The sequence below is a fragment of the Mesorhizobium sp. 128a genome, from assembly GCF_053848025.1.
On sequence record NZ_JBSPKY010000001.1, the window covers coordinates 79,968 to 99,986 of the forward strand.

The following is a 20,019-nucleotide window of genomic DNA, read 5'->3' on the forward strand; positions in this document are numbered from 1 at the left end:
GAGGAGCCGGGCCGCGCCACCCTAAGCAGGGCGACGGTAAATGAACAGGCCGCGGCAACCGCCGCGACCTGCACAGGCTCGGGAGGATGCCTGATATATGTCAGGCCGCCTGAAGATCGCCCGACAGCGCCAGGTCGGCCTCCTCGGACAACGTGCCGGCCATGGCGGCGGTGAACTTCGTCTGGTCGAGTTCACCTTCCCAGCGTGCCACGACAATGGTCGCCACCGCATTGCCGACGAAGTTGGTCAGCGCGCGGCATTCCGACATGAAACGGTCGACGCCGAGGATCAGCGCCATGCCTGCGACCGGCACCGTAGGCACCACAGAGAGCGTCGCCGCCAGCGTGATGAAGCCGGCTCCGGTGATGCCGGCGGCACCCTTGGAGCTAAGCATGGCGACGGCCAGCAGCAGGATCTGATCGCCATAGGTGAGCGGCGTGTCGGTCGCCTGAGCGATGAACAGGGCAGCCAGCGTCATGTAGATGTTGGTGCCATCGAGGTTGAAGGAATAGCCGGTCGGGATGACCAGGCCGACCACCGAACGGTTGCAGCCGGCGCGCTCCATCTTGGCCATCAGGCCAGGAAGAGCGGCTTCCGAAGACGAGGTGCCGAGCACCAGTAGCAGCTCTTCCTTGATGTAGCGGATCAGCGCCAGGATCGAGAAGCCGTTGTACCATGCAACAGTGCCAAGCACGACCAGCACGAAGAGCAGCGACGTCAGGTAGAAGGTGCCGATCAGGAAGGCGAGATTGGCGATCGCGCCGATGCCGTATTTGCCGACGGTGAAGGCCATGGCGCCGAACGCGCCGATGGGGGCGGCCTTCATCAGGATGGCGACGAGGCGGAAGATCGGCGACGTCAGCGCCTGCAGGAAGTCGACGACCGGACGGCCACGGTCACCGACCAGCGCGAGCGAGATGCCGAACAGCACCGAGAAGAACAGCACCTGCAGGATGTCACCCTGGGCAAACGCGCCGGTGATGGTGTCGGGAATGATGTTGAGGAGGAAGCCGACAATGGTCGTGTCATGCGCCTTCTCGGTGAAGGTCGCGACTTTCGAGGGATCGAGCGTCGCCGCATTGATGTGCATGCCGGCGCCCGGCTGGACGACATTGGAGACGACCAGGCCGACGATCAGCGCCAGCGTCGAGAAGACGAGAAAATAGATCATCGCCTTGCCGGCGACGCGGCCGACCTTTTTCAGATCCGAAACGCCGGCAATGCCGGTCGTCACCGTCAGGAAGATGACCGGCGCGATCACCATCTTGACCAGCTTGATGAAGGCATCGCCGAGCGGCTTCAGCGAAGCACCAAGTTCGGGATAGAAATGACCGAGCAGGACGCCGGCGGCGATCGCCGTCAGGACCTGGACATAAAGATGCCGATAAAAGGGTACCTTGCCGCGCGGTTCGGCGGCAGCGAATGCTGGCTGCATGACGTCCTCCATGACGCCCCAATCGAAAGCTCGACCTCCCGGGGCAAGTTGTTTTGACCTCCAGCAGCCTCGCGACTGCTGAATGGATGATTGCAACTGCCATGCCAAACTGCGTGGCGAGGTCGTACACTTTGATTTTATTGACTATTTTTGAGAACCGACGCCGTATGGTCTGAAGGGAAGTGCGGACATCCGCATAAGCGAATTGTACTTTGTGCGAAATCATGCACAAATGGGCGATGCTGCAACGCCCTGCCGCGGTTCTGTCGCCGACGCCCGAGCAACTCGGCAAACGCGCGCGCCGTGCCTGGCTGCTGCTTGCGGCGATCGCGCTGGTGATCGTGGCAACGGCGCTCACCGGCGCCGGCCTTTATGCGCGCCGCGCCGAGGTCGCAACGCTGGCCGCGCAAGGCCGCACCGATGCCAATCTCAAGGTCGCGCTGCTACGCGCGGTGCTGGAAAGCCCGCGGGCGCTGCCGCTGCTTTTGTCCGAGGACCAGCAGGTTCATGACGCCCTGCAGAACAAAGGCGCAGTCGCGATCGACGTGCTCAACCGCAAACTCGAAGGGCTGGTCTCAGGCACCAAGGCTTCTGTGCTTTACGTCACCGGCGTCGACGGGTTCGCGATCGCTTCCAGCAACTGGCGCGAGGCGACCAGCTTCGTCGGCAACGACTATGGTTTCCGCGCCTATTTCTCCGGCGCCATGCAATCCGGGACCGCCGAATATTTCGCACTAGGTAATACCAGCAAGCGCCCAGGCCTTTACATTTCGCGGCGCGTCGGCAATGCGGCAGCACCGCTCGGCGTCGTCGTCGTCAAGATGGAATTCGACCAGCTCGAAGCCGACTGGCATGAAGCCAACCGCCCGACCTATGTCAGCGACGACCACGGCGTGGTGCTGATCACCAGCGTGCCGTCGTGGCGCTTCATGACCACGGCGCCGCTTGCCGGCCCGCTGGCCGCGGCCATCCGCGACAGCCAGCAATTCGGCAACGCGCCACTGATCCCGTTGCCGATCACCCGTCCCGAGGCATTGAGCCCTGACGTGTCGATGGTGCATGCGATAACGCCGGGCGGCGGCGATGCCGAATATCTCAGGCTTTCGACACTGGTCCAATCGACGCCATGGCGTCTCGACTATCTCGTTCCAGCCGAAGCGCCGATCGCGGCTGCGGTGCGTGAAATGCGGTTGCTGGCGCTGGGCGTCGTGGTGCCGCTGCTGGCGCTGGCCGGCTATCTCCTTTGGCGCCGGCAATCGGCGCAGATGCGCATTGCCGCCGAACAGGCGGCGCGCATCGAGCTGGAACGCCGGGTCGTCGAGCGGACGCATGATTTGAGCCTGGCGCGCGACCGGCTGCAGGCCGAGATCACCGATCACCGCAGCACCGAGGCCAAGCTGCAGGTCATGCAGCAGGAGCTGGTGCAGGCCAACCGTCTTGCCACCCTCGGCCAGGTTGCAGCTGGGGTCGCGCATGAGATCAACCAGCCGGTGGCGACGATCCGTGCCTATGCCGACAATGCGCGTGTGTTCCTGGAGCGCAAGCAAACCGCCTCGGCAGAAGAGAATCTTGGCGCGATTGCCGCGCTGACGGAGCGTATCGGCGGCATTACCGAGGAATTGAAGGTCTTTGCCCGCAAGGGTCGCACAGCAGCCGAACCGGTCGAATTGCGCGGTGTCATCGAAGGCGCCGTGGTGCTACTTCGAAGCCGATTTGCTGGCCGGCTGGACGCGCTTGATATCACGCTTCCGCCGCAGACGCTCAAGGTGATGGGCAACAGGCTGCGGCTGGAGCAGGTGCTGATCAACCTGTTCCAGAATGCGCTGGAGGCGCTGGACGGCCGTGACGGTGCCAAAGTTCAGGTGTCGGCGCAGGAAACGGCCGACGGCGTGGCGCTCGCCGTCGCCGACAACGGACCGGGCATTTCGCCCGCCATCCTCAAGTCGCTGTTCACGCCGTTCAACACGTCGAAGGAAAAGGGCCTCGGGCTCGGGCTCGTCATCTCGCAGGACATCGTCGCCGATTATGGCGGACGCATCGAGGTGGCGAGCGGCAGAGACGGCACGCGCTTCACCGTTCACCTCGCCAGGGCAGCATGATGGACACCGCACCGGTCATCCTGATCGATGACGACAGCGAATTGCTGCGAGCTACGCGGCAGACGCTGGAGCTTGCCGGCTTTTCGGTGTCTGCCTTTGCGGCGGCCGCCGAGGCGCTGGCCGGGCTCGACGCCAATTTTCCAGGCGTGGTGGTGTCCGATATAAGAATGCCCGGCATCGACGGCTTGCAGCTGTTCGACCGCGTCCTGCAGCTCGACCGCGACATTCCGGTCATCCTGGTCACCGGGCATGGCGACATCGCGGTTGCGGTCAAGGCGATCAAGGATGGCGCCTACGACTTCATCACCAAGCCTTTCGCCGCCGACCGGTTGGCGCAAAGTGTAGCGCGGGCGGCCGAAAAGCGCCGGCTGGTGATGGAGAACCGGGCCTTGCGCGAGGGCGCCGAGCAGGCGCAGGACGGGCTGCCGCTGATCGGCCAGACGCCGGCCATGGAGCGGCTGCGCCGCACGCTCAGGCAAATCGCCGACACCGATGTCGATGTGCTGGTGACCGGTGAGACCGGCTCCGGCAAGGAGGTGGTGGCCAGCCTGCTGCATCGCTGGAGCCGGCGCGCCAAGGGCAATTTCGTGGCGCTGAATTGCGGCACGCTGCCGGACACGGTGATCGAAAGCGAATTGTTCGGCCATGAGGCCGGCGCCTTCACCGGCGCACAAAAGAAGCGGATTGGCCGCATCGAGCATTCGAGCGGCGGCACGCTGTTCCTCGATGAGATTGAAAGCATGCCCGCTTCAACCCAGGTACAGATGCTCAGGGTGCTGGAAATGCGCGAGGTGACGCCGCTCGGCACCAATGAGATCCGGCCGGTCGACCTGCGCGTCGTCGCCGCCGCCAAGGTCGATCTCGGCGATCCCGGCCAGCGCGGCGCCTTCCGCGAGGACCTCTACTACCGGCTCAACGTGGTGACGATCTCGATCCCGCCGCTGCGCGAACGTCGCGACGACATCGCCCTGCTGTTCTTCTACTTCGCTGAGCGAGCCGCCGCCCGCTTCCGCCGTCAAATGCCTGCCGTGCCTGCCTCGGTGCATCGCTATCTCAGCCAGCATGACTGGCCGGGCAATGTGCGCGAACTGGCGCATTTCGCCGAACGTTTCGTGCTCGGACTGGAGGAGGTGGGCCACGCGCCGCCTTCCACCTCGGCGGAAACGGATGATCCCAGCTCACTGCCGGAACGGCTTGAGCGCTATGAAGCCGATGTCATCCGCGAGACACTTGGCCGCAATGACGGCGATGTCCGGCGCACCATCGAGGCGCTCGGTATTCCGCGCAAAACCTTCTATGACAAGCTGCAGCGGCATGGCATCGTGCGCAGCGATTTTTCCAGGTAAATCAGGCATGTGGGTTCGAAAAGACGCTAAATTTGGAGCCGGCCCGAAAAAACCGTGGCAAGTCGGCATCAGAAGGTGTTGAACACCGCATCGGCCGCCTTCGGCAAGGCACGATCCGGTTGCGCTCGGCAGATGTTGATGATTTGTTGCCGGTCAGCGGAGAATGAGTGATGCGAGAACCTGTCGGTCAAGATGAGTATGGGTCGACCAATTCCTTCGATCCGGACGATCTGCCGAATTTGAACGCGATCGGCCCGGCCATGGGTAGTGGCAACGACTTCGAGAGATACGCCGTCGCCGTGATCATCGTCTTCGGCGCGCTGATCATTGGCGGGCTGATGGCCGCTTCCATGGCTTTCGGTCATCGCAACGGCTTCCTGTTCGCGCTCGGCGGCGCGACCGCCGCTTGGATATCGGGCAATGCGCTGCTGCTCGACCGGCCGCGCATCTACGCGCTGTTCGTTGGCATCGCGGCACTGATGCTGGTGGGATCGACCATCACACTCGTCCTTTGATCGATCTTGGTTCGACCATGATCTAGAGCAATTCCAGGAAAAGTGTGTAACGGTTTTCCCGGGAAAAGCGCCGAACGCTTTCCCTTGAGGAATTGCGTAAAAACAAAGAGTTAGAGCGGGTCCGCGATTCCTTGAAACGCTGAACCGCTCTAGTATCCCAGAGCCTCGCCGGATGCGGCGCGGCTGTCGATGGCGCCGTTGTAGCGGGCGCCGCCGCCCTTCTCGATTTCTGCAAGGCTCTTGCCGCCGACGAGAATGCCGGCCGCCTGCCCCCAGGTCGAAACAGCGGGATCGAGGTGGTAGCCCATGCCGGCCAGCAGTTTTTCGGTGTCGGGCGACAGGCCGAACGGTTCGACATAGACCGTATCGGGCAGCCACTGATGGTGGATGCGCGGTGCGTCGATCGCCTCCTGGATGTTCATGCCGTGGTCGATGACGTTGACGATCGCTTCCAGCGTGATGGTGATGATGCGCGAACCGCCGGGGCTGCCGATGACCATGAACGGCTTGCCGTCCTTGGCGACGATGGTCGGACTCATCGACGAGAGCGGCGTCTTCTTCGGCTGGATCGCATTCGCCTCGCCCTGGACTAGGCCGTACAGGTTGGGCACGCCGGGCTTCTGGGTGAAATCGTCCATCTCGTTGTTGAGCAGGATGCCGGTGCCATCGGCGACGACGCCGGCGCCGAACGAGCCGTTCAGCGTATAGGTGACGGCGACCGCGTTGCCGTCATTGTCGATGATCGAGTAATGCGTCGTCTCTTTCGACTCGCCAAAGCCCTTCGGCATCAGGTTCTGTGAGACGCCCGCCCGGAACGGATCGATCTTGTCGCGGATGTCCTTGGCGTACCCCTTGTCGAGCAGTTTCGAGACGGGATTGTCGACGAAATCGGGATCCCCAAGCGCCGAGTTGCGGTCGACATAGGCGTGCCGCATTGCCTCGACCATGACATGCACCGTTTCGGCCGAACCGGCACCGAGATAGGACAGCGGATAGAGTTCAAGCACATTGAGGATTTCGCAGATGATGACGCCGCCCGAGCTTGGCGGCGGCGAGGACGTGATCTCGTAGCCGCGATAGGTGCAGGTTACCGGCTTGAGTTCGCGCACCGCATATTGTTCGAAATCGGCCTTGGCGAGAATGCCGCCCTTGGCGCCACTTGCCTTGACGATGGCATCGGCGATGGCGCCTTTGTAGAAGGCATCCGCGCCCTTTTCGGAAATGGCGGCGAGCGAGGCTGCAAGGTCGGGCTGGAGGAGACGCTCGCCGGCGCCATAGGGCTTGCCGTCGGGCTTCAGGAAGATGGCGGTCGCGGCAGGGTCCTTCGCCAGCCTATCGGCATTGCTTGCGAATGTGGCAGCGTCGCCCTGGTTGAGGACGAAGCCATCCTTGGCATAGGCAATCGCCGGCGCCATCAAATCCTGGCGTGGCAGCGTGCCGTATTTTTCGCGCGCCATCTCGAAACCTGCCACGGAACCCGGCACACCGACCGCGAGATAGCCATCGAGGCTGGCGCCCTTCACCGGCTTGCCGTCCTTGTCGAGATACATGGTCTTGGTAGCCGCCAGCGGCGCGCGCTCGCGGAAATCGAGGAAGGTCGATTTGCCGTCCTTGAAGCGGATGGTCATGAACCCCCCGCCGCCGATATTGCCGGCATTAGGGTAGAGGACCGCGAGCGCATAGCCCACGGCGACCGCCGCATCGACAGCGTTGCCGCCCTTCTTCAGCACCTCGACGCCGGCTTCCGACGCGAAATGCTGGGCGGTGACCACCATTCCGTGCTCACCCTTGGACGGTTGCGGGGAAGCAGCGAAGACGGCTGCGGATGGCGTCAGCGCTATTGCGAGCGAAAGGGTAACACCAATCAGCGTCCGGCGGGTCAAGGGCATGGCGGTGCTCCTGGCGTTGGTGCGCCTAGGAAAGACCCTCAAAGCCGCCAAGTCCACCGTCAATGGCGCTGGACCAGATCAATTAGGATGTCTGCCTGTCAGACGATACCGCCGCTGCCGCCAGCAACGACAGGGCGCTCGGCCGCGACCTTGGCGCGGTAGCCCGCCGCGCGGTATGCGGTGACGGGATCGATGGCGCCGCCGGTTTTCAGCCTTGCCATGGCCAGGATCGGCTCGACATCGGTGCGGTAGGCGGCTTTCAGGGTCTGCGTCGCCATCAGCGCATCATTCAAGTCCTGGAAACCTTCCAGGGCCTTGCGGTCGACCAGCAGCGCCTGCGCATAGGCGCGCTGCACCTCGACCGCCGACAGCATCAGGCTCTCGATCGGGTCGGTGACGTTGTGGCTCTGGTCGAGCATGTGGGCGGGATCGAAACCCTCGGCGCCGGACAGTTCTGCATCGACCAGTTCGTTGAAGACCAGGAAAAGCCGGTAGGGATCGATCGAGCCGGCATCGAGATCGTCGTCGCCATATTTGGAATCGTTGAAGTGGAAGCCGCCGAGTTTCTTGAACTGGATCAGCCGCGACACGATCATCTCGATGTTGACGTTGGGCGCATGGTGACCGAGGTCGACCAGGCAGAACGCCTTGTCGCCCAGCTGCTTGGCGATCATGTAGTTGGTGCCCCAGTCCTGCACGACCGTGGAATAAAAGGCCGGCTCGTACATCTTGTGCTCGGTGAACAGCTTCCAGTCGGCAGGCAGCCCGGCATAGACCTCTTTCATCGCGTCGAGATAGCGCTCGAAGGCCTTTGCGAAATTGACCTGGCCGGGAAAGTTCGAGCCGTCGCCGATCCACACCGTCAGGGCCTTGGAGCCCAGCGTCTTGCCGATCTCGATGCATTCGAGATTGTGCTCGACCGCTTGGCGGCGCGTGCCGGCGTCGGCATGCGACAGCGAGCCGAATTTGTAGGACAGCGCCTGGTCTTTCGCATCCGAAAAGGTGTTGGAGTTCATGGCGTCGAAGCCGAGGCCGAAGCGCGAGGCCGCCTGCTTCAGCCGGTTCGGATCGGCCTTGTCCCATGGAATGTGCAAGGAGACGGTCGGCGTCGCCTGCGTCAGCTGGCTGATGACGGCGCAATCCTCGATCTTGTCGAAGATATCGCGCGGCTCGCCGGGGCCAGGAAAGCGAGCAAAGCGCGTGCCGCCGGTGCCGACGCCCCAGGAGGGGATGGCCAAGGCGAATTTCTCGACCTTGTCGCGGATGGTGTCGATGGCGATGCCACGGCGGTCCAGACGCTCGCCGAGCGAGGCATAGTCGCGCGCGAGGTCGGGCTTGCGCGCGGCGTTACTCTTTTCGACGATGTCGGCGGATATGATCAATTCGGACACTGCTGTTCCTCCCGGTACTCGCACGGCTGGCGCCGCCCCTCATCCGCCCTTCGGGCACCTTCTCCCCGTAGAACGGGGAGAAGGAAAGCTTAGCGCGTAAAGCTCTGCGCGTTGCCGGCGTCGACATTGATGATGTTGCCGGTGGACTTGGCCGACATGTCGGAGGCCAGGAAATAGATCGCCTCGGCGATATCCTCGGGGAAGACGGAGCGCTTCAGCATCGAGCGCGAGCGGTAGTGTTCCTCGAGATCGTCGGTCGACATCTTGTAGGCGGCGGCGCGCTGTTCCTTCCACTCGCCGGTCCAGATTTTCGAGCCGCGCAGTACCGCGTCCGGATTGACGACGTTGACCCTGATCTGCGCCTCCGCGCCTTCCAGCGCCAAGCATCGCGCGAGATGGATCTCGGCCGCCTTGGCGGTGCAATAGGCGGCGGCGTTGGGTGAAGCGGCAAGGCCGTTCTTGGAGGCGACGAAGACGACGTTGCCGCCGATCTTCTGGGCGCGGAACAGCCGGAAGGCTTCCCGCGAGACCAGGAAATAGCCGGTCGACAGTATGTCCATGTTCTTGTTCCACAGCGCCAGCGTGGTCTCTTCGATTGGCGCCGAGGAGGCGAGACCTGCGTTGGAGACGAGAATATCAATGCCGCCGAATTCGACCGCCGTTTCGGCAAAGCCGGAGACGACCTGCTCCTCAGCGGTGACGTTGATCAGAACCGGCCGGACGAAGTCCTTGCCATAGGCTTTCGCGAGTTCCTCATTGGCGCTGGCAAGTGCGTTCTCATCGATGTCGGCCAGCACCACGCAGGCGCCTTCGCGCAGCAGCCGGTTGGCGGTGGCGCGACCGATGCCGCCGGCGCCGCCGGTGACCAGCGCGATCTGGCCGGCGAGCGATTTCGGCTTCGGCATGCGCTGCAGCTTCAAATCCTCGAGCAGCCAGTATTCGATGTCGAAGGCTTCCTGTGCAGGGAGGCCAACATAGGACGAGACGGTCGAAGCGCCGCGCATGACATTGATGGCGTTGACGTAGAATTCGCCTGAGATGCGCGCCGTCGCCTTGTCGCCGGCAAAGGTGAACATGCCCACGCCGGGCATCAAATATACGACAGCGTTGGGATCGCGGATGGCGGGCGAGTCAGGGTGCTTGCAGCTGTCGTAATAGGCCTGGTAGCCGACACGGTATTCGGCAATGTCATCGGCAAGGCGGGCGATGACCGCATCGACATCGGGTTTCGCGGGATCGAACTCGATCACCAGCGGCCGGATTTTTGTGCGCAGGAAATGGTCGGGGCATGAGGTGCCGAGTGCCGCCAGCGGACGCAAATCCCTGGAGTTGACAAATTCGAGCACGGCGGGCTGGTCGTCGAAATGGCCGAGCTTGTGGCTCTTTTCCGAAATCAGGCCGCGAATCCTCGGCATCAGTTTTGCCGCGACGGCGCGGCGCTCAGTGGCATCGAGCGATTTGACGACTTCGCCACCGAAGATGGCCAGGCCCTCGGAACGGCGCTCGAACCACTCGATCGCCTGATTGATGACAGAGATCGTTGTCTCGTAGCATTCCTTAGGGGCATCACCCCAGGTGAACAGCCCGTGGCTCTCGAGAATGACGCCCTTGGCCTCGGGATGTTCGACGCAGAATTTCTCCAGCCACAGGCCAAGTTCGAAGCCAGGCCGCTTCCATGGCAGCCAGCCAATGGCGTCGCCGAAGATCTCCTTGGTCAGCGCTTTGGAGTCCTTCGCGGCAGCGACGGCGATGATGGCATCGGGATGCATGTGGTCAACGAACGGCTTCGGCACATAGGCATGCAGCGGCGTGTCGATCGAGGCCGCGCGCGGATTGAGGTTGAAGGTGCAGTGGGGGAGATAGCCCACCATCTCGTCCTCATGCGCGACACCGCGATAGAGGCCCTTCAGCGCGCGGAGCTTGTCCATGTAGAGGGTGGCGAAACCGTCAAGCTTGATCGAGGCGCTGTCGCCGCCCGAGCCCTTGACCCAGAGCACTTCGACGTCATCGCCAGTGAGCGGGTCTTTCTCCCAGATTTTCGATGAAGTGTTGCCGCCGCCATAATTGGTGACACGCTTGTCGGAGCCGAGCGTGTTCGAGCGATAAACCAGAAGCTCAGGCTCGCTCAGTCCCTTGGCCTTGGCGTCGTCCCACAGATTGGCAAGGCGCGAGCCGGAGCGCTTGTCGAGCATGATTATCCTCCCTGGGACGCAAAAAAGGCGCAGTCCGTTTTGCCGGAAATGTCTACGGAAGCACGCTGCTTGTCAATCACAAACGATCAATATCGATCATATTGCACTGCACAATGAAATTATATGATCGGAAATGATTGACACTGGTTGTTTTCTAGTGCCTCATGACCATGCAGGGAGGAACCATGCACGAAAAAGAGCGCCACAGGATCATTCTGTCCGCCGTCCAGGAAAAGCCTGTGGTGACGGTGCAGGAGATGGTCGACCTGACGGACTCCTCCGAGGCGACGATCCGGCGCGATATCGCGGCTCTTCACGTGCAAAAGCGCCTGCGCCGGGTGCGCGGCGGCGCCGAGGCGATCTCGCCGCCGCAATTCATCGGCCTGGCCGGCCGGCCTTTCTCGGTCAACGAAACGCTTAATGCTTCGCAGAAGCGGGCGATTGGGCGCGAAGCGGTCGAGCTCTGCACGGACGGCGAACCGATCATCATCAATGGCGGCACCACGACTTTCCAGATGGTGCATTTCCTGACCGGCCGCCGCATGCCGATCTTCACCAATTCGTTTCCGATCGCCGAGCATCTGCTGAAGCACTCGAAGAACACAGTGATGCTGTCGGGCGGCACGATCTACCGCGAGCAGAACATCGTCCTGTCGCCCTTCGACAATGACGTGACGCGCAATTTCTATGCGCGCCGCATGTTCATGGGTGCGCAGGGGCTCGGCCCGCTCGGCCTGATGGAAGGCGATCCGCTGCTGATCCAGGCGGAGCAGAAACTGATCGACCAGGCCGACGAACTGGTGGTGCTGGTCGACTCCTCGAAGTTCCGCCAGCGCTCGAGCCTGATCCTGTGCGGGCTCAAGCGCATCGCCACCGTCATCACCGATGACGGTATCGAGGATCGGGAAGCCAACATGCTGGAGGCCGCGGGGGTGACACTGATCGTCGCCCGCAAGTCGGCAAAGGAAGAATCTTCGCTGCAGGCCTGAGGCCGACCTCACGCCCGCAGCGACGATGGAATGCAACGCTCAAGGGAGGAATATCAGATGAGCTTTTTGAAGAAATTGATGGTGACGGCCGCGTTCTCGGCCGCCATGTTCGTGAATGCCGCCTATGCCGAGAACGTCAAGATCGCGCTGGTGGTGAAGTCGCTCGGCAACGGCTTCTTTGATGCCGCCAACAAGGGCGCCGAAGAGGCGGCAAAGGAACTTGGCGATGTCGACATCATCTACACCGGCCCGACCAAGGCGACCGCCGAAGCGCAGATCGAAGTGGTCAATTCGCTGATCGCGCAGAAGGTCAACGCCATCGCTATTTCGGCCAATGACGCCGACGCGCTGGTGCCGGTGCTGAAGAAGGCCATGGAGCGCGGCATCACCGTCATCTCGTGGGATTCCGGCGTCGCCAAGGAAGGCCGCCAGCTGCATCTCAACCCGTCCGACACCGGCCTGATCGGCGAGACCATCATCAAGCTGGCCGCCGACTATCTGCCGGAAGGCGGCGAAGTCGCCATCCTGTCGGCTTCGTCCACCGCGACCAACCAGAACGCCTGGATCGACGCGGCCAAAAAAATCCTGCCGGAGAAGTTCCCCAAGATCAAACTCGTCGCCACCGTCTATGGCGATGACGATTCGGCCAAGAGCACAGATGAAGCCAAGGGCCTGTTGAAGTCCTATCCGAACCTCAAGGCGATCATCGCGCCGACCACCGTCGGCGTCGTTGCCGCCGCCCAGGTCGTTACCGACGCGAATCTGATCGGCAAGGTCAATGTCACGGGTCTCGCGCTGCCGTCCGAGTTTAAGAAATTCATCGACAACGGTTCCAGCCAGGCGGTCGCGCTGTGGAACCCGATCGACCTCGGCTACTCCGCCGTCTACCTCGCCCATGATCTGGCGGTGAAGAAGGAAGAGGCGAAGCCGGGCGCCACGCTGTCAATCGGCCGTGTCGGCAAGGTCACGCTCGACGATACGAACTCGGCTGCGATGGCTCCGCCGTTCCAGTTCGACAAGACCAACATCGAAAAGTTCTCCAAGATCTATTGATCCTGGCGTTCTTCGACCTGGCGCGGCGGGACCAAAATCCCGCCGCGACTTTAAACCGACCTTGTTTCAGGGCTTGATACAGATATGGACACGACAGCCCAGCACGGCACGGTGAAGGAGGAGCCCGCGGCTCCTGCCCCGCGCCTGACGCTGTCCGGCGTCTCCAAGAGCTTCCCCGGCGTACGCGCGCTGCACAATGTCAGCCTGTCGCTCTACCCCGGCCAGGTAACGGCGCTGATCGGCGAGAACGGTGCCGGCAAGTCGACGCTGGTCAAGATCATGACCGGCATCTACCAGCCCGACGCCGGCACGATCAGCATTGACGGCCAGGCCATCACACTGCCCAGCGCGCATGCCGCCTTCGGCCATGGCGTCACCGCCATCCATCAGGAAACCGTGCTGTTCGACGATTTGACGGTCGCCGAAAACATCTTTCTCGGTCATGCGCCGCGCACACGCTTCGGCACCATCGACTGGCGCATGATGCGCAAGAATGCGCACGAAGTGCTCGACACCATGCATGCCGGCCATATCGACGCCGATACGCGACTGAAGGACCTCGGCATCGCCAACAAGCACCTGGTCGCGGTGGCCCGCGCCATGTCGATCGATGCGCAGATCGTCATCATGGACGAGCCGACCGCAGCCCTTTCGATGAAGGAAATCGAGGAGCTGTTTTTGCTCATCGAATTCCTCAAGGAGGAAGGCAAGGCGATCCTGTTCATCAGCCACAAGTTCGACGAGATCTACCGGATCGCCGACCGCTACACTGTGTTTCGCGACGGCGAGATGGTCGGCGAAGGGCTGATCAAGGATGCGGGCCAGAGCCAGATCGTGCGCATGATGGTCGGCCGCTCCGTCGACCACATCTTTCCGCAGCGCAAGGCGGAGATCGGCGGGCCGGTGCTGTCGGTCTCGGGCCTGTCGCATCCGACCGAATTCAACGATATCGGCTTCGAGCTGCATAAGGGCGAGATTCTCGGCTTCTACGGCCTTGTCGGCGCCGGGCGCAGCGAGGTGATGCAGGCGATTTCAGGCATCACCCGCATATCGGGCGGAACGATCACGCTGGAAGGCAAGGCGATCGCGCCGAAATCGGCGGCGGATTCGATCGAGGCCGGCATCGTCTACGTGCCGGAAGAGCGCGGCAAGCAGGGCGTGGTGATCGGCCTGCCGATCTTCCAGAATGTCTCGCTGCCTTCGCTCAAGCGTACGTCGAAATCCGGCCTGCTGCGGCTGGCGGAGGAGTTTTCGCTCGCCCGCTCCTACACCGAGCGTCTGGACCTCAGGGCGTCCTCGCTCAGCCAGGATGTCGGAACGCTGTCAGGCGGCAACCAGCAGAAGATCGTCATCGCCAAATGGCTGGCGACCGCGCCCAAGGTGATCATCCTGGACGAGCCGACCAAGGGCATCGACATCGGCTCCAAGGCCGCCGTGCACGGCTTCATGGCCGAGCTGGTGGCGCAAGGCCTGTCGGTGATCATGGTTTCGTCCGAACTGCCCGAAATCCTCGGCATGTCCGATCGCGTCGTCGTCATGCGCGAAGGCCTTGTCGCGGCGGTCTACGACAATAGGGGCCTTGATGCCGAGACGCTGGTCCGGACGGCAGCGGGGATCGCGGCATGAAGGCGTTTCTGAAGTACCGCGAGATCTGGCTGGCTGCGGCCATCGTCGTGTTGATCGGGCTGATCTCGACGCGCTTCCCGGGCTTTGCCGATCCCGGCAATCTCGGCCAGGTGTTCAACGACACGTCGATCCTGATGATCCTGGCGCTGGGACAGATGGTGGTCATCCTAACGCGCTCGATCGACCTGTCGATGGCCTCCAATCTCTGCTTCACCGGCATGGTGGTGGCGATGCTGAATGCGGCGCATCCGGCGATCCCGATCCCGCTGCTGATCGTCATTGCACTCGCCGTCGGGCTGGTGCTCGGCGCCATCAACGGCCTGCTGGTCTGGCGGCTGAACATCCCTTCGATCGTGGTGACACTGGGCACGCTCACCATCTATCGCGGCGCCACCTTCGTCCTGTCCGGTGGCGCCTGGGTCAATGCCGACAAGATGAGCCCGGAGTTCATCGGCTTCCAGCGTGCAGCTTTCCTTGGTATCCCGGTTCTGACCTGGATCGCCATCCTGGTCATCGCGCTGTTCTTTATCCTGATGACGCGCACCGCGCTCGGCCGCTCGATCTACGCCATCGGCGTCAATCCAACGGCGTCGGTCTATGCCGGCATCGATGTCGGCCGCACGAAATTCATCGTCTTCTGCATTTCCGGCATCATCGGTGGCCTCGCCGGCTACCTCTGGATCTCGCGCTATGTCATCGCCTCGGTCGAGGTCGCCAATGGCTATGAGCTCAACATCATCGCCGCCTGTGTCATCGGCGGCATTTCGATCGCCGGCGGCATCGGCTCGGTCGGCGGCGCGGTGCTCGGCGCGCTGTTCCTCGGCATCATTTCCAACGCGCTGCCGGTGATCAACATCTCGCCCTTCTGGCAGATGGCGATTTCGGGCAGCGCCATCATCCTGGCCGTCGTGCTCAATGCGCGCGGCGAACGCCAGCAAGGCCGCATCATCCTGCGGAAAGCGGAGGCGGCATGAGCGACGTCCCTGCTCCACGCCACATTCCCGACCGGCTCGACAAGCCGTTCTCCTCGGCGATCTTTTCGTGGGAGGCGTTGCTGGTCGTGGTGGCGGTCGCGATCTTTGCCATCAACAGTTTGGCCTCACCCTATTTCCTCGACGCCTATTCGCTGTCGGACCTGACCTTCAATTTCACCGAAAAAGGTCTGATCGCCTTCGCCATGGCGCTGCTGATCATTTCGGGCGAGATCGACCTGTCGGTTGCGGCAATCATCGCACTCGCCTCGACGCTGATGGGCATGGCCGTGCAGGCCGGCGCCGGCACGCCGGCGCTGGTGGCGATCGGCATCGTCGTGGGCTTGGGCTGCGGCGCCTTCAACGGGCTCCTGGTGACAAGGCTCGGTCTGCCCTCCATCGTTGTCACCATCGGCACGATGAGCCTGTTTCGCGGCATCGCCTTCATCATCCTCGGCGACCAGGCCTACAAGGGTTATCCCGAAAGCTTCGCCTTCTTCGGCCAGGGTTACGTCTGGTGGGTGGTGTCGTTCGAGCTGGTGCTGTTCCTCGTCGCGGCCGGCGTCTACTGGTTCCTGCTGCATCGCACGAGCTTCGGCCGGCGCGTCTTTGCCATCGGCAACAATCCGGTCGCGGCGCAATTTTCCGGCGTGCGCGTCGGCCGCATCAAATTCATCCTGTTCTGTCTGACCGGGCTGATGGCGGGCATTGCCTCGGTGCTGATCACCTCGCGGCTCGGTTCGACCCGGCCGTCCATCGCGCAGGGCTATGAGCTCGAAGTCATCACAATGGTGGTGCTCGGCGGCGTCAGCATTCTGGGCGGCTCCGGCAGCATTTTAGGGGTCATGCTCGCCGCCTTCATCATGGGGCTGGTGACCTTCGGCCTCGGCCTGCTCAACGTGCCTGGCATCGTCATGTCGATCTTCATCGGCCTGTTGCTGATCGTCGTCATTGCACTGCCGATCGTCTGGCGGCGGCTGCGTGGTAACAGCTGATGCCTGAGAAATACGCCTTCAAGATGAAGCTCAAACCCGGCATGAAGGCCGAGTACCAGAAGCGCCACGACGAGATCTGGCCGGCACTGGTGGCGCTGCTGAAACAGGCCGGCGTTTCCGACTATTCGATCCATCTCGACGATGAGACCAATATCCTATTCGGCGTGCTGTGGCGGCGCGACGATCATGGCATGGCCGACCTGCCGAAACATCCAGTGATGCAGGGCTGGTGGGCGCACATGGCCGACATCATGGAAACGAAGCCCGACAATGAGCCGGTGGCCGTGCAGCTGGAAACAGTGTTCCATATGGCATGAGTGGGCTGCGCCATATCGCCGTCATCGACATCGGCAAGACCAACGCCAAGGTGGCGCTGGTCGACCTCGTCACGCTGAGCGAGGTGGCGCTGCGCCGCATGGCCAATGCACCGGTGCGGCAGGCGCCCTACCCGCATCACGATGTCGAGGCGCTGTGGACTTTCATCCTGAACAGCCTTGCCAGCCTCAACCGCGAACAGCGCATCGACGCTGTTTCGATCACCACCCATGGCGCAACAGGTGTGTTGGTCGACGCTTCTGGTGAACTGGTGCTGCCGGTGCTCGACTATGAATTCGACGGACCCGACAGGCTGGCGGCGGACTATGATGCGATCCGTCCGCCCTTCACCGAAACCGGCACGCCGCGCCTGCCGCTCGGCCTCAATCTCGGCGCGCAGTTCTTCTGGCAGCAAAAGTGTTTTCCAGCCGAATTCGCCAAGGCCGCCGGGATGCTGATGTATCCACAATACTGGGCGCTGCGCCTGACCGGCGTCGCCGCCAATGAGGTGACCTCGCTCGGCTGCCACACCGATCTGTGGGACCCGTGGACAGCCGATTTTTCGTCGATGGTCGACAGCCTGAAATGGCGCAGCCTGATGGCACCGGTGCGGTCTGCCAGGGACCGGCTCGGTCCGATCCTGCCGGCGCTTGCCGCGCGAACCGGGCTTGGTCCGCAGACGCCTGTGTTCTGCGGCCTGCACGATTCCAACGCCTCGCTGCTGCCGCATCTCCTGTCCGACGCGCCGCCCTTCTCGGTCGTCTCGACCGGCACCTGGGTGGTGTCGATGGTGGTCGGGGGCACGGAGATCGCGCTCGACGCAGCGCGCGACACGCTGGTCAATGTCAGCGCGCTCGGCGATCCCGTACCCTCCGCGCGCTTTATGGGTGGCCGCGAATTCTCGCTGCTGACGGGCGACAAGCCGCTGGACTGCAGCGGCAGCGACGTGCTGGCGGTGCTGACCAAGAAGATGCTGCTTTTGCCTTCGACCCAGCAGGGATCGGGACCCTTCCCGCACCATGAAGCGGCATGGCTCGACGCTGAAGGGATGGGCAAGGGAGAGCGCTTCGCCGCCATCTCGTTCTATCTGGCGCTGATGACGGCGACGTGTCTCGATCTGATCGGCGCCGACGGCCCGACCACTGTGGAAGGACCCTTCGCCCGCAACCGCCTCTTCGTCGGCATGCTGGCGGCTGCTACGGCACGTACCGTCATCGTCTCTGAGGCCGCCACCGGCACCAGCATCGGCGCGGCGCTGCTGGCGTCTGATGAGAGGCCGGTGCACGGCAAGGGCGAGAGGATAGAACCACAAACCGACCCGATCTGGGCCGGCTATGTCAGTGCGTGGCGTAGGGCGGTCGAAGCGCGGAGCTGATCACAGGATCCGCTTGCCGAAGGCCGACATGACAAAGCTGACGGCATCCGTGGCGATCCTGGGTTCCAGATCGGCGGTCAGTCCTGAGACATCCATCGACAACAGCCCGCCGGACAGCGCTATCGCCTCCATCGCCTGATGCGTTTCGCGCACCGTCAGTCCGCCGGAGCCGGCCGCCCAGCCGGCGAATTCGGTGGCCGTCGGCGAATAGCTGACGTGAAAGCCTTGCGTGCCTGACGAAGCGATGCGGATCGCCTCATGCATCAGGTCGCGCATGCCCATGGCGTCGATGTCGGTCATGGTGAAGGCGGAGACACGCGAATCCTTCAGCACCCGCGCTTCGGCAGGATCGGCATGGCGCAGGCCGATGATGACGACATTTTCCGGCGACAGCTGCGGCTGCAGCGCGCCGGCCTTGTGGTCGAGACCGAGTATGCGCGCCAGTACCGAGCCTTCCGGCAATTCGCGCCCGTCTTCGTCCTCGGGCATCAAAGCGGCGATGGAATCGATCCAGATCAGGCCGAAGGAATGCGTCGCGCGTGCCGTTGCGGTCAGCGCCTTGTGGGCGACGCGGCGGTCGGCGCCGGCAGCGAGCCGGATCAGGCCTGATGGCGGCCGCTCGATATCGGCGAGTTCGACAACATCGAAATTCATCGCTTCCAGCCGCGCGCCGGTTCCCTCGCGGGCGAGAATGCCGGCGGCGGCCGGTTCGGCCGAAATGGACACCATGTTGCGGCCGGAAAAGTCGGCGACGTCGTGCATCGGGGCCTTTTCGACATATTCCGAAGTCATCGCCAAAAGCATGGCGCCGTAGTTCATGCGGAAGGCGACGCGGTCGCCGACGGCGGGCCGTGGATCGGCATCCTGCACGTCGAGCAGCAGATGATCGCTGGAGGCGCCGAGAACCCTTATCCCCTTGGCGATCGGCGTCAGCCCTTCGACCAGCACGTCCTCGCGGCCGATATTGGCGATGGCACGCAGCCGGTCGCCTTCATCCGGGAAAACAGGCTGGTTGCCGAAAGCGTCGTAACCGGATTCACCAATGGGCCGCGACGGCTTGAGCTTGACCTCGATGATATCGCTGGTCAGGCGGCAGGCATCGGGTTCGAGTTCCGGCCACGGCACGTCGCGGAAGGTCTCGATGCCGCCCTGCAGTATCGCCTCGCCGACCCTGAGATTGTTGATGCCGGGGGGCAGCTTGCCTTCGAGCAGCAGCGTCAGCGACGACGAGGCGCCGCCGGAAATGAAGTCGAGGCTTTTGCCGGACAGGCGCTCGGTCTTGTAGGCATGGGCGACGAGCTGACCGAGATTTTCCGGCGTCGGCATGATGGCGCCGAAACAGCCGAGATTCGTGCCGATGCCGGCGATGCGCACACCTCTAAATTCCAGGATCTGCTCGACGGTCGGGATCAGATCGCTTGGCCAGATACCTTCCCTGAGATCGCCGAGATCGATCATCAGCATGATGTCGTGGACGCGGCCCATGCGCTCGGCGATCCGCGATATCTCACGGATCGTGGTCAGCTCCGACTGCAGGCTGATGTCGACGGTGCGCACCACTTCCTCGACGCGCGCCATGGGCGGGCTGCGCAAAAGCATGATCGGCGCGCTGATGCCGCTGTCGCGCAGCCGGCGGATGTTTTCGAAACGCGATTCGGCGATGCCTGCAACACCGCCGCGCAGCATGGCGCGCGCCACTTGCGGCATGCCGCATGTGCCCTTGGTGACGCCGAACACCTTGATGCCCGACAACGCACAGCGTTCGACGATGGTGCGCGCATTGCGCTCGATGCGGCCAAGATCGATGGCGACTTGCGGTCCCGACATA

Annotated in this window: 15 protein-coding genes; 10 read left to right on the forward strand and 5 right to left on the reverse strand. The window is 63.0% G+C overall.

The genetic code is table 11. The features are described 5' to 3' along the window. Positions 1-100: 100 nt before the first annotated feature. Complete coding sequence (locus ACWTU9_RS00390) at positions 101-1,435, reverse strand: dicarboxylate/amino acid:cation symporter (protein ID WP_455856613.1); 1,335 nt, start codon at positions 1,433-1,435, stop codon at positions 101-103. Positions 1,436-1,659: 224 nt separating this feature from the next. Between ACWTU9_RS00390 and ACWTU9_RS00395 the strand changes: the two genes are divergently transcribed. From ACWTU9_RS00395 to ACWTU9_RS00405, 3 genes are all read left to right on the forward strand, one after another. Further along, the gene (locus ACWTU9_RS00395) at positions 1,660-3,534 is read left to right on the forward strand and encodes a sensor histidine kinase (protein ID WP_455856614.1); all 1,875 of its coding nucleotides are present in this window, start codon (positions 1,660-1,662) and stop codon (positions 3,532-3,534) included. Then, positions 3,531-4,880: a sigma-54-dependent transcriptional regulator gene (locus ACWTU9_RS00400; RefSeq protein ID WP_455856615.1), complete on the forward strand. Its 1,350-nt coding sequence runs from the start codon at positions 3,531-3,533 to the stop codon at positions 4,878-4,880. Before ACWTU9_RS00395 ends, ACWTU9_RS00400 begins: the two co-directional genes overlap by 4 nt. Positions 4,881-5,050: 170 nt before the next feature. Further along, positions 5,051-5,395, forward strand: coding sequence for a hypothetical protein (locus ACWTU9_RS00405; RefSeq protein ID WP_455856616.1), 345 nt, complete (start codon positions 5,051-5,053; stop codon positions 5,393-5,395). A 149-nt stretch (positions 5,396-5,544) separates the two neighbouring features. Here the strand turns inward: ACWTU9_RS00405 and ggt are convergent, their stop codons facing one another. The 3 genes from ggt to ACWTU9_RS00420 form a co-directional block, all read right to left on the reverse strand. Further along, positions 5,545-7,284, reverse strand: a complete 1,740-nt coding sequence (gene ggt, locus ACWTU9_RS00410) for a gamma-glutamyltransferase (protein ID WP_455856617.1) — start codon at positions 7,282-7,284, stop codon at positions 5,545-5,547. A 98-nt stretch (positions 7,285-7,382) separates the two neighbouring features. After that, positions 7,383-8,675: an L-rhamnose catabolism isomerase gene (gene rhaI, locus ACWTU9_RS00415; protein ID WP_455856618.1), complete on the reverse strand. Its 1,293-nt coding sequence runs from the start codon at positions 8,673-8,675 to the stop codon at positions 7,383-7,385. Positions 8,676-8,764: 89 nt separating this feature from the next. Then, positions 8,765-10,867, reverse strand: coding sequence for a bifunctional rhamnulose-1-phosphate aldolase/short-chain dehydrogenase (locus tag ACWTU9_RS00420; protein ID WP_455856619.1), 2,103 nt, complete (start codon positions 10,865-10,867; stop codon positions 8,765-8,767). A 185-nt stretch (positions 10,868-11,052) separates the two neighbouring features. Here ACWTU9_RS00420 and ACWTU9_RS00425 point away from each other — a divergent pair, with 185 nt between their 5' ends. The 7 genes from ACWTU9_RS00425 to ACWTU9_RS00455 all read left to right on the forward strand — a co-directional run bounded on the left by ACWTU9_RS00425 (position 11,053) and on the right by ACWTU9_RS00455 (position 18,191). Then, positions 11,053-11,856 (forward strand): DeoR/GlpR family DNA-binding transcription regulator, encoded by an 804-nt coding sequence (locus ACWTU9_RS00425; protein WP_455856620.1) that lies wholly within the window; start codon positions 11,053-11,055, stop codon positions 11,854-11,856. A gap of 57 nt (positions 11,857-11,913) precedes the next feature. Next, the gene (gene rhaS, locus ACWTU9_RS00430; RefSeq protein WP_454578380.1) at positions 11,914-12,909 is read left to right on the forward strand and encodes a rhamnose ABC transporter substrate-binding protein; all 996 of its coding nucleotides are present in this window, start codon (positions 11,914-11,916) and stop codon (positions 12,907-12,909) included. Between the two features lie 84 nt (positions 12,910-12,993). Further along, positions 12,994-14,535, forward strand: a complete 1,542-nt coding sequence (locus tag ACWTU9_RS00435; RefSeq protein ID WP_455856621.1) for a sugar ABC transporter ATP-binding protein — start codon at positions 12,994-12,996, stop codon at positions 14,533-14,535. Continuing rightward, positions 14,532-15,509, forward strand: coding sequence for an ABC transporter permease (locus ACWTU9_RS00440; RefSeq protein ID WP_455856622.1), 978 nt, complete (start codon positions 14,532-14,534; stop codon positions 15,507-15,509). The genes ACWTU9_RS00435 and ACWTU9_RS00440 overlap by 4 nt, the downstream gene beginning before the upstream one ends. Then, positions 15,506-16,501, forward strand: coding sequence for an ABC transporter permease (locus tag ACWTU9_RS00445; protein WP_455856623.1), 996 nt, complete (start codon positions 15,506-15,508; stop codon positions 16,499-16,501). Before ACWTU9_RS00440 ends, ACWTU9_RS00445 begins: the two co-directional genes overlap by 4 nt. Further along, positions 16,501-16,818 carry an L-rhamnose mutarotase gene (gene rhaM / locus ACWTU9_RS00450; RefSeq protein ID WP_455856624.1) on the forward strand — a complete coding sequence of 106 codons (318 nt, stop codon included), beginning with the start codon at positions 16,501-16,503 and terminating at the stop codon, positions 16,816-16,818. Before ACWTU9_RS00445 ends, rhaM begins: the two co-directional genes overlap by 1 nt. Further along, a complete protein-coding gene (locus ACWTU9_RS00455; protein ID WP_455856625.1) occupies positions 16,815-18,191 on the forward strand; it encodes an FGGY-family carbohydrate kinase in 1,377 nt (458 codons plus the stop codon). Before rhaM ends, ACWTU9_RS00455 begins: the two co-directional genes overlap by 4 nt. Here ACWTU9_RS00455 and ACWTU9_RS00460 read toward each other — a convergent pair whose 3' ends face one another. Next, complete coding sequence (locus tag ACWTU9_RS00460; RefSeq protein WP_455856626.1) at positions 18,192-20,018, reverse strand: alanine racemase; 1,827 nt, start codon at positions 20,016-20,018, stop codon at positions 18,192-18,194. It abuts the gene before it with no gap. Between the last annotated feature and the right edge of the window lies 1 nt (position 20,019).